Origin of the sequence: Brenneria uluponensis (assembly GCF_032395385.1) — a bacterium.
GTDB lineage: Bacteria > Pseudomonadota > Gammaproteobacteria > Enterobacterales > Enterobacteriaceae > Prodigiosinella > Prodigiosinella aquatilis.
Window position 1 is genome coordinate 3,630,701 of record NZ_CP135917.1, and the last position, 12,186, is coordinate 3,642,886.

Below are 12,186 nucleotides of genomic sequence, written 5' to 3' on the forward strand. Positions count from 1 at the left end.
CACTTCCCCGCGCATAACATTAACATTACTCACGATGGGTTAATACGGAATCTACCAGACCGTAGTCTACCGCTTCATTAGCGGAGAGGAAACGATCTCGCTCAGTATCTCTTTCTATCGATTCAAGAGACCGTCCCGTATGAGTGGCCATTAATTTATTCATCCTTGCTTTCACTTTAAGGATTTCTGTGGCATGGATTTCAATATCTGTGGCCTGTCCCTGAAATCCGCCCAACGGCTGATGAATCATCACTCGTGAGTTAGGTAAACAGAAACGCTTGCCTTTGGCACCAGCCGTCAACAGGAATGCCCCCATCGATGCAGCTTGCCCCATACAAATGGTACTAACATCCGGTTTAATAAACTGCATGGTGTCATAAATCGACATACCGGCAGTAATGACCCCGCCTGGAGAGTTAATATACAGGTAGATGTCCTTTTCAGGATTTTCGGCTTCCAAAAACAGCATCTGAGCCACAATCAGGTTTGCCATGTGATCTTCTACCTGACCAGTCAGGAAAATCACACGTTCCTTCAGTAATCGTGAATAAATATCGTAAGAACGTTCTCCACGCGAAGTCTGCTCAACCACCATCGGCACCAGAGCCATATGTGGAGCTTGTGTTTCTTGTTCGCCACTGTATGACATTAATGTCTCCTAGATAAATACATTCGGCGTATATCGCCTGATTCTACTTGAGATATAGAGTGAAGACCATGCTCAGGCATCCAGTTCGCCAATCCCTTTAACACAACAAAACCAATCGGAATCCCTGACGGTGCGACATGTACTGTTGCTAATCAATTGGGGTATCCTGCATCCGTTTTCAAGCTTACACCAGTGATTAATCTTGATTAAAGCCTTATCGTTATGAAAACAGGCTTCATCACTAATGATAGTGCAAATTCGGTAGCGTTAGCCGGGGATTTCATATCAACGACCGTAGGTAGCTGGGTAGAAAAAAGCCCACAGCGGCAAGACTGCGGGCTCTACCTGATTCAACGCTTCCCCGAGGGGAATCGTTATTATGCGGCAGTGGTCTGGTTCATCAGCTCATTAAAGCTGACAACTTTTTCAACCACTTTCGCCTTGGATAGCAGCATTTCAACCGCCTGTTCTTCCAAAGCGACATTGCGCATATTGTTCATCATTTCTTTATTTTTCTTGTAGAAATCAATAACTTCTTTTGGATCTTCATAAGCAGAAGCCATTTCTGCAATTAGTGTATTAACGCGAGCGTCATCCACTTTCAATTCGTTGACACTAATAACTTCACCTAACAACAGCCCAACAACCACACGGCGTTTGGCTTGTTCTTCAAACAACTCGCGTGGCAATTCCAACGCCTGCTTTTCATCGCCACCGAAACGCTGTGCGGCCTGGCGACGGAGAACATCAATTTCACCATCAGTCAGCGCAGCAGGGACATCGATTTCATTCGCTGCCACTAGCCCATCGATAACCTGTGATTTCAAACGGTTACGTATAGCACTTTTCAGTTCACGTTCCATGTTTTTACGTACTTCGGCACGCAGGCCGTCAACAGAACCGTCTTCAACACCAAAACGTTCGATGAATTCAGCCGTCAATTCTGGCAATTCACGCTCTTCAACCTTTTTCAGCACAATAGCAAACTTGGCCGCTTTACCTTTCAGGTTTTCAGCATGGTAATCTTCAGGGAAATTTACATCAATCGTGAATTCTTCACCGGCTTTATGGCCCACAACACCATCTTCAAAGCCAGGGATCATACGATTCTGACCCATTGCCAGTACAAAATCGGACGCTTTACCACCTTCAAACACCTCACCGTCGACAGAACCGGTGAAATCGATAGTTACACGATCTTCTGCCGCGGCTGCGCGATCAGTTTCTTTCCATGTTGCCTGCTGTTTACGTAACGTTTCCAGCATGATGTCAACATCAGCATCAGTCACTTCAACCAGCGGTTTTTCGACTTCAATTGTATCCAGACCTTTCAGCTCCACATCCGGATAAACTTCAAACTCCACAGAGTAAGTGAAATCAACACCTTCCTGATATTCACCCGGAACATAGTTCGGAGCACCAGCAGGATTAACTTTTTCTTTGATGATGGCGTCAACAAAATGACGCTGCATCAAATCGCCCAGCACGTCCTGACGCACGGATGCACCATAACGCTGAGCAACGATGTTCATTGGCACTTTGCCTTTACGAAAGCCGTCGATACGAACCTTTTTAGACACGCTGATCAGTTCGTTCTTAACAGCAGTCTCGATACTATCAGCAGCAACGGTAATCGTTACGCGGCGCCCAAGGCCTTGAGTGGTTTCAACAGAAACTTGCATCTTGTTACCTCAAAAAATCACAGTGCTCGGTCAACCCCAAGGGCCATTTTCATGAAGAACATCTCAGTAGATGTTCTGCTGATCACAGTCTAACAGAACCAGGATGGCTACTTTACCAGAGCCCTGTTCCCTTTAGTCAGAAGCGTCCCGAATACATTCCGGAAAATAAGACGCAGCATTATAGCGATATAGATAGAATGAGTCGAGGAGAGTAACCACTCTATTAGAGAAGGAGATTCACACTTTTCGCACCATGGCATCCGTGCACTCTCGAAAAGCGTGCCTGAAGGTCTAAATTGTCAGCCCTGCGCCACCACAAGGTGGAGAAGAAGGCACTGCATTTTTCAGGTCATTCCACTCTTTTGGGGTATAAGTATGCAATGCCAGCGCATGCACCGAATCCGCCAACTCTTCGGCTAATACACCATAAATTGCACGGTGGCGACTGATCACCTTCTCACCGGAAAAATGCTCACTGACCACGACAACTTTGAAATGGCTTTCAGAACCAGCAGGTACGTTGTGGCGATAGCTTTCATTGATCACTTCAAGGTGCTCTGGTGCAAATGAGGAGCGTAATTTAGCTTCAATATTCTCACGAATCATACAATTACCCTTTTAGATCTTAGGGAAAGGAGCAATATCTATCGGTGTTTTCATCATGTTATAAACTCTCTGTTCAATCCAATATTAGCGGTGTTTTCACTGATATGAATAGCTTTACTCAAGTGATAAGTAACAAAAAAACGCGCGCACCGCCAGCGTGTATTACGCCATCAGTTTATAGTAAAAAATCAAACATCCGGATTAGCCCGAAAAAGAGAGCATTCGGATGATATTAACCACTCTCAGCTCTTTCCCTTATTAGTGGCAATGATATGATGGCAGGAATGTTTATCAGCTAACGCCCCTAATCATTACTGAGAAAATACGCATGTTAAAAAAATTCATTTTACCCCTGTTCGCCGCACTCATACTCGCAGGATGCGCGAGCAAAAGTAATACGCTTGAGATTACTCCCAAGATTACGCTTCCTTCGCAGGATCCTACATTGATGGGGATAACAATTAGTATCAATGGTGTTGATCAGCGAACTGATCAAGCCTTGGCCAAAGTTAACCGTGATGGTCAACTGGTTACCCTAAAGGCTTCCCGCGATCTGCGCTTTCTGTTACAGGAAGCCCTGGAAAAACAAATGGCGGCCCGTGGTTATATGATTGGTACCGGTGGCCCAGTAGCATTGCAGATCGTTGTTAATAAACTGTACGCCGATGTCACTGAAGGTGACCTGCGCTATAGCATCACTACTCGTGCGGATGTTTCTATCATCGCTCAAGCAACAAATGGTAATAAACAAGTAAAAAACTATCGCGCTACTTATGATGTTCAAGGCGTACTGACCGCCACCAATGACAAAATAACCAAAGCAGTTAACCAGGTGTTAGGTGATGTCATTAACGATATGGCACAAGACACCAGCATAAGCAGTTTTATCAAGACCAATTCCCATTAACTGTTCATTCCGCTTCCCTTGTCCTGATAAAACCGTTCAGGACAAGGGAAAGGATCTCTCATGTTAAGTCGTATTTTCGCACTGTTAAGTCAACGTAATGCCATTTTTCTGCTGGTGTTGGGATTCGCTTCCGGACTACCACTGGCATTAACGTCGGGTACGCTTCAGGCATGGATGACAGTGGAAAATATCGATCTGAAAACGATAGGTTTTTTTTCACTGGTCGGTCAAGCCTACGTTTTTAAGTTTCTCTGGTCCCCGTTGATGGATCGTTACACGCCACCTTTTGCCGGACGCCGTCGAGGGTGGCTTCTACTAACTCAACTTGCTCTGGTAGTTTCCATTGCGTACATGGGCATGCTCACACCATCAAGCGATTTATGGTTGCTTGCCACATTGGCCATTTTCGTCGCCTTCTGTTCGGCCTCGCAAGATATTGTTTTCGACGCTTACAAAACGGATCTGTTACCCGCCCAGGAACGGGGTAGTGGCGCAGCAATATCCGTATTGGGCTATCGTTTGGCCATGTTGGTATCGGGAGGTCTGGCATTATGGGTAGCCGACCGATTTTTAGGATGGCATCTTACCTACTGGCTCATGGCTGGATTAATGCTGCTTTGTGTTATCGCTACCGTATTCGCCCCTGAACCAGACAATAAGCCAGCACCACACAATATGGAACAGGCGATTGTTGCACCATTGAAAGACTTTTTTGGCCGTAATAATGCCTGGCTCGTGTTGATATTGATCGTTCTGTACAAGCTCGGCGACGCTTTTGCTGCCAGTCTCAGCACCACATTTCTCATTCGTGGTGTGGGTTTCAATCCAGGTGATGTCGGACTAGTGAACAAAACGCTGGGGCTGTTTGCCACCATCGTAGGCGCACTCTACGGTGGCCTGCTGATGCAGCGTTGGTCTCTATTCAGAGCTTTAATGATATTTGGCATTCTTCAGGCGGTGTCCAATGCCGGATACTGGTTTCTCGCGATCACTGAGCGGCATATGCTAACGATGGCCAGTGCCGTTTTTCTGGAAAATATTTGTGGTGGTATGGGGACGGCGGCATTTGTAGCCTTACTGATGACACTTTGTAACAAGTCATTTTCCGCAACACAATTCGCGTTACTATCAGCGATTTCAGCGATAGGACGTGTATATGTCGGTCCAATATCAGGGTGGTTTGTCGAATATTATGGCTGGGGATGGTTTTATCTGTTCTCTATTTTTATCTCTATTCCTGGATTACTACTGCTACTGTTATGCCGACGCACCCTTGAATATACACAAATAAATGACACCTTCATGCCACGGGATTCGTATCCTAAATTTTATACTGCTGCGGTAAGGATGTTTTTCATCGGTTGTGTAGTCGTGGTGGGTGGCGCGGCCTTATGGATACTTCATCGACTGGCGTGGTTTCACACCACTAGCGTCTTTGATGGCATGTTGCTACTGGGAATGACATTGGCAATATCCGGTATTCTTCTAGGCGGCCTACTGGATTACCTATCGTTACGCCGTTTGTAAACTTGTTTACTGCATCGATAAAACATGGAAATAAAGCACCGATGAGTATTTAATCACTTCGTTGAATTATTTTTTCCCTGTCAGGATAAAAGAAGAAAAAATTTAATTTTGCTGCTGTAGTAATTATTTCAACTATTTTTTTATTATGACGGTACACCATTCAGTGTTATGCATTACATCTGCAAAATTAATCCACAGAGTCAATTGTATTTTTTAGCATGAATCCATATTTTCTTTTAAAATATGTTACTTACTGTTTTTAAAATAATTTTTCATAATAGGTTGCATATGTGACAAACAGAGCAAATTTTAGCAACAAAAGGGCGACATACCCTTAATAATGTTTACAGTACGGCAACCTTCCCGTAAAATGCCCGCTCGCGTAAATGACAATAGAGCCCTTGTAATTGAGGTCGCTAGATGAGACTCAAGAAATACAATAAAATTTTTGGGATGTTGTCTTTATTTGCAACTACTTTACTACTTAGTGGTTGTGATATGGCACTAATGAACCCCAAAGGACAGATCGGCTTAGAGCAACGTTCGTTGATACTGACAGCCCTTGGCTTAATGTTGATCGTCGTTATCCCCGTGATCGTTATGACGATCACTTTTGCCTGGAAGTTCCGTGCGTCCAATGAGAAGGCGAAATATACGCCAAACTGGTCCCACTCCAATAAAATCGAAGCCGTAGTCTGGACAGTGCCAATTATCATTGTTGTGATCCTGGCTACCATTACCTGGAAGACAACCCATTCGCTTGATCCATACAAGCCACTGGATTCTGATATCAAACCTATCACTGTCCAAGTCGTTTCCCTTGACTGGAAGTGGCTGTTCATTTACCCCGAATTGGGTATCGCCAGTGTAAACGAACTCGCTTTCCCGACAAACGTACCTGTTTCGTTTAGGATTACGTCGGATTCAGTGATGAATTCCTTCTTTATTCCTCGTCTTGGCGGACAGATCTACTCGATGGCTGGGATGCAGACAAAGTTACATTTGATCGCAAATGAACCTGGGAAGTATAAAGGAATTTCAGGCAGTTATAGCGGAAAAGGATTTTCTGGAATGAAATTTACCGCTATCGCCACACCTACCCGAGAAGCATTTGATCAATGGGTCGATAACGTCCGTAAATCATCCCATACACTGAGTAATATGGATGAGTTTGACAAACTGGCGCAGCCGAGCGAGTACCATCCAGTGGAATACTTCTCGCAAGTACAACCGGATCTGTTCCGTCAGATCATCAAAAAATTCACTGGCAACGACATGATCATGCAACACCATGATGAAAGCGCATCTAAAAAAGATGACACGCCACACCATGAAAACATGAACATGAGCGAGCACTCCTCTCATTGAGGAACCGAGGGATAATACGATGTTCGGAAAATTAACTCTTGATGCGATTCCATACCATGAACCAATCGTCATGGTCACCGTCGCAGCGATCATTCTGGGTGGATTAGCGCTGTTGTCCGCTATCACCTATTTCGGTAAATGGAAATGGCTGTGGTCGGAATGGTTTACCTCTGTTGACCACAAAAAAATCGGCATAATGTACATTATTGTCGCTTTTGTCATGATGCTGCGCGGTTTTGCTGATGCCATCATGATGCGTACTCAGCAGACACTGGCCTCTGCTGGTGAAGCCGGGTTCCTGCCGCCTCACCACTATGACCAGATTTTTACCGCACACGGCGTTATCATGATTTTCTTCGTGGCAACGCCTTTCGTCGTGGGTTTGATGAACCTTGCCGTTCCGCTGCAAATCGGTGCCCGTGACGTAGCCTTCCCCTTCCTGAACTCGCTCAGTTTCTGGTTTTTTGTGGCTGGTGTGATTCTGGTTAACATTTCACTCGGGGTTGGCGAGTTCGCACAAACTGGCTGGGTAGCCTACCCTCCCCTTTCAGGTAAGGAGTACAGTCCTGGCGTAGGTGTCGACTACTGGATATGGAGTCTACAGATATCCGGTATAGGTACCACACTGACCGGGGTGAACTTCTTCGCCACGATTATGAAAATGCGCGCACCAGGCATGAGCCTGATGAAAATGCCGGTTTTCACTTGGACAGCATTGTGTACCAACATATTGATCATTGCTGCGTTTCCGATCCTGACGGTTACTATCGCATTACTGACGCTTGATCGTTACCTTGGCACCCATTTCTTCACTAACGATATGGGTGGCAATATGATGATGTACATCAACCTGATATGGGCGTGGGGTCATCCAGAGGTTTACATTCTGATACTGCCGGTATTTGGTGTTTATTCCGAGGTAGTAGCGACATTCTGTAAAAAACGTCTGTTTGGGTATACTTCCCTGGTTTGGGCAACAATTGCCATTACCATTTTGTCTTTCATTGTCTGGTTGCACCACTTCTTTACAATGGGATCCGGTGCAAACGTCAATGCTTTCTTCGGCATAGCGACCATGATTATTTCGATCCCAACCGGGGTTAAAATATTTAACTGGTTGTTTACCATGTATCAGGGACGCATCCAGCCTCACTCTTCAATGTTGTGGACTATCGGTTTCATTATCACCTTCACTATTGGCGGCATGACAGGTGTACTGCTGGCGGTTCCCGGTGCCAATTTTGTGTTGCATAACAGCCTGTTCCTGATTGCTCATTTTCACAACGTGATCATTGGTGGTGTGGTATTTGGCTGCTTCGCAGGTATCACGTATTGGTTCCCGAAAGCCTTCGGTTTCACATTGAACGAAACCTGGGGTAAACGTGCTTTTTGGTTCTGGATCATTGGTTTCTTTGTCGCCTTTATGCCGCTATATGCATTAGGTTTCATGGGAATGACCCGTCGTCTGAGTCAACACATCAACCCGGAATTCCATCCGCTGCTGGTAGTGGCATCAGCTGGTGCCGGATTAATTGCACTCGGTATTTTATGCCAGATAATCCAGTTCACTGTTAGCATCCGTGATCGCCATCTGAACCGCGATCTGACGGGTGACCCATGGGATGCACGTACACTGGAATGGTCGACATCCTCTCCACCGCCGTTTTATAACTTTGCCATTGTTCCACACGTTAATGAACGCGATGCCTTTTGGGAAATCAAAGAGAAAGGTGATGCTTATCGTAAACCAGCTAAATATGAAGAAATTCATATGCCTAAAAACACTGGTGCAGGGGTAATCATCGCAGCGTTTGGCCTGGTGTTTGGTTTCGCCATGATATGGGATATCTGGTGGATGGCGATTATCTGTTTCGTCGGCATGATTTCGACCTGGATCATACATAGCTTTAACGAGGATGTTGATTACTACGTTCCAGTTAAAGAAATTGAGCACATCGAGAATCAGCATTTCGATCAAATCAGCAAGGCAGGCGCGAAAAATGTCCACTGAAACTCTGACTAACCATAATGCAGCCCATGTTGAGCATGGGCATCATGATACAGGAGCGACCAAAGTATTCGGCTTCTGGATCTACCTGATGAGCGACTGTATTTTGTTTGCGTGTCTGTTCGCAACGTATTCAGTACTGGTGAATGGCGTAGCGGGTGGCCCAACAGGAAAAGATATTTTCGAGCTGCCCTTTGTTCTGGTTGAAACCTTCGCGTTGCTTTTCAGTAGTATTACTTACGGCATGGCTATCGTTGCCATGAACAAGGGCAAAAAATCACAGGTGACCACCTGGCTAGCACTGACGTTTCTGTGCGGTCTCGTGTTTATCATGATGGAAGTTTACGAATTCCATCACCTGATTGCCGAAGGATTTGGCCCGGATCGCAGTGCCTTCCTGTCTGCCTTCTTTGCACTGGTGGGAACTCACGGTATTCATGTGACGTCCGGTCTGATTTGGATCATTATCATGATGATTCAGGTATCTCGCCGTGGTCTTACTGCTACAAATCAAACACGGCTGATGTGTCTCAGCCTGTTCTGGCACTTCCTTGACGTGGTATGGATTTGTGTCTTCACCGTTGTTTACCTGATGGGGGCGATGTAATGAGTCATTCAACATACGATCAGGCAGGCGCCAGTCACGGCAGCGTAAAATCGTATCTGACAGGTTTTATATTATCGATTATCCTCACTGTCATTCCCTTCTCCATGGTGATGACTGGCTCAGCGTCCAATAGTACCGTTATTCTTACCGTAGTAGGTTGCGCGATAATTCAGATCCTGGTGCATTTAGTGTATTTCCTGCATCTGAACACGTCTTCAGAAGGACGCTGGAATGTGGTAGCACTTGTCTTCACCGTCCTGATTATCGGAATTGTGGTAACGGGTTCCATATGGATCATGTGGAGCACACACTACAACATGATGCTTCAGTAACAGAGCCGTAAATGATGATTAAGCAATACCTGCAGGTCACCAAACCAGGAATTATTTTTGGTAATCTAATTTCTGTTATTGGCGGTTTTTTACTGGCAGCCAAGGGAGTCATTGATTATCCCTTGTTTGCTGCGACGCTGATTGGTGTGTCACTGGTTGTCGCATCAGGTTGTGTCTTTAACAACGTAATCGATCGTGACATCGACAAAAAAATGGAGAGAACCAAGAACAGAGTGCTGGTTAAGGGACTTATTCCACTGAAGGTAACTCTGGTTTACGCGTCTCTGTTAGGTATTGCTGGTTTTGCATTACTGTACATCGCAGCAAATCCGCTGGCCATGTGGTTGGCAGTGATGGGTTTTGTGGTTTATGTCGGCATATATAGTCTTTATATGAAACGGCATTCTGTCTACGGCACATTGGTTGGCAGTTTATCCGGGGCTGCGCCTCCGGTAATTGGTTATTGTGCAGTCAGTAATCAGTTTGATGCGGGCGCCTTTATCCTGTTACTGATTTTCAGTCTTTGGCAGATGCCACATTCCTATGCCATAGCTATTTTCCGTTTTAAAGATTATCAGGCAGCCAATATCCCCGTGTTACCGGTGGTAAAAGGTATCTCGGTCGCTAAAAATCATATCACGCTCTACATTCTGGCATTCATGATTGCCACGCTGATGCTGTCTATCGGCGGTTATGCAGGTTATAAGTATTTAATTGTTGCTGCGGCTGTCAGCGTGTGGTGGCTGGGAATGGCACTTTCCGGTTATAAAAAACCCACTAATGACCGGGTATGGGCGCGAAAATTATTTGTGTTCTCTATTGTGGCGATTACTTCATTAAGCATCATGATGTCCGTAGACTCCATCGCTCCGGCACAAGAAGCATTACTCACCTACCTGCACTGATCAACCATTCCACACTATAACAGACGAGAATGCTCGTCTGTTTTTTTACACTCTCCTGCCGTCATAACCAATCACATATCAGTTAACAAAGCTGTCGTTTACGGGTTGACGCTTAGCGAACTAAAATAGCGCTGACTGATAGCTAGAGGTATTAATGAACGACAATAGAATGACACCTACAGAATTGCGTGCGACATGGGGACTTGGCGCAGTATTTTCTCTGCGCATGCTTGGCATGTTCATGGTTCTTCCGGTTTTGACCACCTACGGTATGGCCTTGCAGGGTGCCAATGAATCTCTTATTGGTATTGCGATCGGAATTTATGGCCTGATGCAGGCAATATTTCAAATCCCGTTGGGCCTTATGTCAGATCGTATTGGCCGAAAACCACTGATTGTTGGTGGATTGCTTGTATTTGCTCTGGGGAGTGTTGTCGCAGCTCTCAGCAGTTCAATATGGGGAATTATTCTCGGCCGTGCAATGCAAGGTTCCGGGGCTATCTCTGCGGCGGTGATGGCGCTGCTTTCTGATTTGACACGTGAACAAAACCGAACAAAAGCAATGGCTTTTATTGGTATCAGCTTTGGCATTACTTTCGCCATTGCGATGGTTATTGGTCCTATCGTGACGCACGTTCTGGGGCTACATGCCCTATTCTGGGGGATTGCAGTATTATCCGGTCTGGCGATTATCATCACATTGATATTAATTCCCACCTCGTCAACGCATATTCTTAATCGAGAATCCGCTATTGTCCGTGGCAACTTCAGCAAAGTATTGACGAATAGCCGCCTGCTGAAACTGAATGCCGGTATTATGTGTTTGCATATTCTGCTGATGTCGAGTTTTGTCGCATTACCTCGAATAATGGAACAGGCTGGTTTAGCACCGCAGAATCACTGGAAAGTCTACCTGGGAACCATGCTTATTGCCTTTGCTGCAATCATTCCCATCGTCATTTATGCCGAAGTCAAGCGTCGCATGAAACAGGTATTTATCATTTGTATCCTGATACTTATTACCGCTGAGCTGGTGTTATTCATTTCGGGCCATCGTCTGTGGTACATCATTTTCGGGATTCAGTTATTCTTCCTGGGCTTTAATGTCATGGAAGCATTACTACCATCGTTGATCAGTAAAGAGTCTCCTGCCAGTTATAAAGGTACGGCGATGGGCGTTTACTCCACAACACAGTTTATTGGCGTTGCCATCGGCGGAAGTCTGGGTGGGGCTCTGTTTGATTTGCACGGTGCACCGCTGGTGTTTGGTGCAGGGGCCGTAGTGGGTATAGCATGGCTACTAGTGAGTTTCACTATGCAAGAGCCACCGTATCTCAGCAGCTTAAGACTTACCTTATCGGATCTTGCCCTACAGGATAATGCGCTGGCTCAGAAACTACGTACGGCTCCTGGCGTTGCCGATGTCGTCATCGTTCCGGACGAGTACAGTGCCTATGTAAAAATCGATAATAAAAAAACCAGTAGGCAAAAACTGGAACAGTTGCTGAGTCAATGCTGATAACGCCGTAGTGTTGTCATGGAAATCATTACGTTGAGCTCTCGGGGGAACGTCGAACATGATGTTCCCCCAGGTA

11 protein-coding genes are annotated in these 12,186 nt (G+C 45.6%); 8 read left to right on the forward strand and 3 right to left on the reverse strand.

The genetic code is table 11. The annotated features are described in order from the left end of the window. Positions 1-25: 25 nt before the first annotated feature. From clpP to bolA, 3 genes are all read right to left on the reverse strand, one after another. Positions 26-649, reverse strand: coding sequence for an ATP-dependent Clp endopeptidase proteolytic subunit ClpP (gene clpP / locus RS889_RS16910; RefSeq protein ID WP_021014975.1), 624 nt, complete (start codon positions 647-649; stop codon positions 26-28). 377 nt (positions 650-1,026) lie between these two features. Further along, positions 1,027-2,331, reverse strand: a complete 1,305-nt coding sequence (gene tig / locus RS889_RS16915; RefSeq protein WP_315708091.1) for a trigger factor — start codon at positions 2,329-2,331, stop codon at positions 1,027-1,029. Between the two features lie 291 nt (positions 2,332-2,622). Then, a complete protein-coding gene (gene bolA / locus RS889_RS16920) occupies positions 2,623-2,937 on the reverse strand; it encodes a transcriptional regulator BolA (protein ID WP_021014973.1) in 315 nt (104 codons plus the stop codon). Positions 2,938-3,265: 328 nt separating this feature from the next. Between bolA and RS889_RS16925 the strand changes: the two genes are divergently transcribed. From RS889_RS16925 to RS889_RS16960, 8 genes are all read left to right on the forward strand, one after another. Next, positions 3,266-3,844: a lipoprotein gene (locus RS889_RS16925; RefSeq protein ID WP_021014972.1), complete on the forward strand. Its 579-nt coding sequence runs from the start codon at positions 3,266-3,268 to the stop codon at positions 3,842-3,844. A 60-nt stretch (positions 3,845-3,904) separates the two neighbouring features. Continuing rightward, positions 3,905-5,371, forward strand: coding sequence for a muropeptide MFS transporter AmpG (ampG, locus tag RS889_RS16930; RefSeq protein ID WP_315708092.1), 1,467 nt, complete (start codon positions 3,905-3,907; stop codon positions 5,369-5,371). A 420-nt stretch (positions 5,372-5,791) separates the two neighbouring features. Further along, complete coding sequence (cyoA, locus tag RS889_RS16935; RefSeq protein WP_315708093.1) at positions 5,792-6,739, forward strand: cytochrome o ubiquinol oxidase subunit II; 948 nt, start codon at positions 5,792-5,794, stop codon at positions 6,737-6,739. A gap of 19 nt (positions 6,740-6,758) precedes the next feature. After that, positions 6,759-8,750 carry a cytochrome o ubiquinol oxidase subunit I gene (cyoB, locus tag RS889_RS16940; RefSeq protein ID WP_021014969.1) on the forward strand — a complete coding sequence of 664 codons (1,992 nt, stop codon included), beginning with the start codon at positions 6,759-6,761 and terminating at the stop codon, positions 8,748-8,750. Next, complete coding sequence (locus RS889_RS16945; RefSeq protein WP_290182054.1) at positions 8,740-9,354, forward strand: cytochrome o ubiquinol oxidase subunit III; 615 nt, start codon at positions 8,740-8,742, stop codon at positions 9,352-9,354. Before cyoB ends, RS889_RS16945 begins: the two co-directional genes overlap by 11 nt. After that, positions 9,354-9,686, forward strand: a complete 333-nt coding sequence (locus RS889_RS16950; protein ID WP_290182053.1) for a cytochrome o ubiquinol oxidase subunit IV — start codon at positions 9,354-9,356, stop codon at positions 9,684-9,686. The genes RS889_RS16945 and RS889_RS16950 overlap by 1 nt, the downstream gene beginning before the upstream one ends. 14 nt (positions 9,687-9,700) lie before the next feature. Then, on the forward strand, positions 9,701-10,591 hold the full coding sequence (gene cyoE, locus RS889_RS16955) for a heme o synthase (RefSeq protein WP_315711091.1): 891 nt from the start codon (positions 9,701-9,703) through the stop codon (positions 10,589-10,591). Positions 10,592-10,745: 154 nt separating this feature from the next. After that, positions 10,746-12,110: an MFS transporter gene (locus RS889_RS16960; RefSeq protein ID WP_315708094.1), complete on the forward strand. Its 1,365-nt coding sequence runs from the start codon at positions 10,746-10,748 to the stop codon at positions 12,108-12,110. Positions 12,111-12,186 lie beyond the last annotated feature (76 nt).

What these genes read in the sequence shown, in the direction of transcription:
- cyoB (WP_021014969.1), top strand. Translation starts at nt 6,759, where the DNA reads ATGTTCGGAAAATTAACTCTTGATGCGATTCCATACCATGAACCAATC.
- ampG (WP_315708092.1), top strand. Translation starts at nt 3,905, where the DNA reads ATGTTAAGTCGTATTTTCGCACTGTTAAGTCAACGTAATGCCATTTTT.
- tig (WP_315708091.1), bottom strand. Translation starts at nt 2,331, where the DNA reads ATGCAAGTTTCTGTTGAAACCACTCAAGGCCTTGGGCGCCGCGTAACG.
- cyoA (WP_315708093.1), top strand. Translation starts at nt 5,792, where the DNA reads ATGAGACTCAAGAAATACAATAAAATTTTTGGGATGTTGTCTTTATTT.
- RS889_RS16950 (WP_290182053.1), top strand. Translation starts at nt 9,354, where the DNA reads ATGAGTCATTCAACATACGATCAGGCAGGCGCCAGTCACGGCAGCGTA.
- cyoE (WP_315711091.1), top strand. Translation starts at nt 9,701, where the DNA reads ATGATTAAGCAATACCTGCAGGTCACCAAACCAGGAATTATTTTTGGT.
- clpP (WP_021014975.1), bottom strand. Translation starts at nt 649, where the DNA reads ATGTCATACAGTGGCGAACAAGAAACACAAGCTCCACATATGGCTCTG.
- bolA (WP_021014973.1), bottom strand. Translation starts at nt 2,937, where the DNA reads ATGATTCGTGAGAATATTGAAGCTAAATTACGCTCCTCATTTGCACCA.
- RS889_RS16925 (WP_021014972.1), top strand. Translation starts at nt 3,266, where the DNA reads ATGTTAAAAAAATTCATTTTACCCCTGTTCGCCGCACTCATACTCGCA.
- RS889_RS16945 (WP_290182054.1), top strand. Translation starts at nt 8,740, where the DNA reads ATGTCCACTGAAACTCTGACTAACCATAATGCAGCCCATGTTGAGCAT.
- RS889_RS16960 (WP_315708094.1), top strand. Translation starts at nt 10,746, where the DNA reads ATGAACGACAATAGAATGACACCTACAGAATTGCGTGCGACATGGGGA.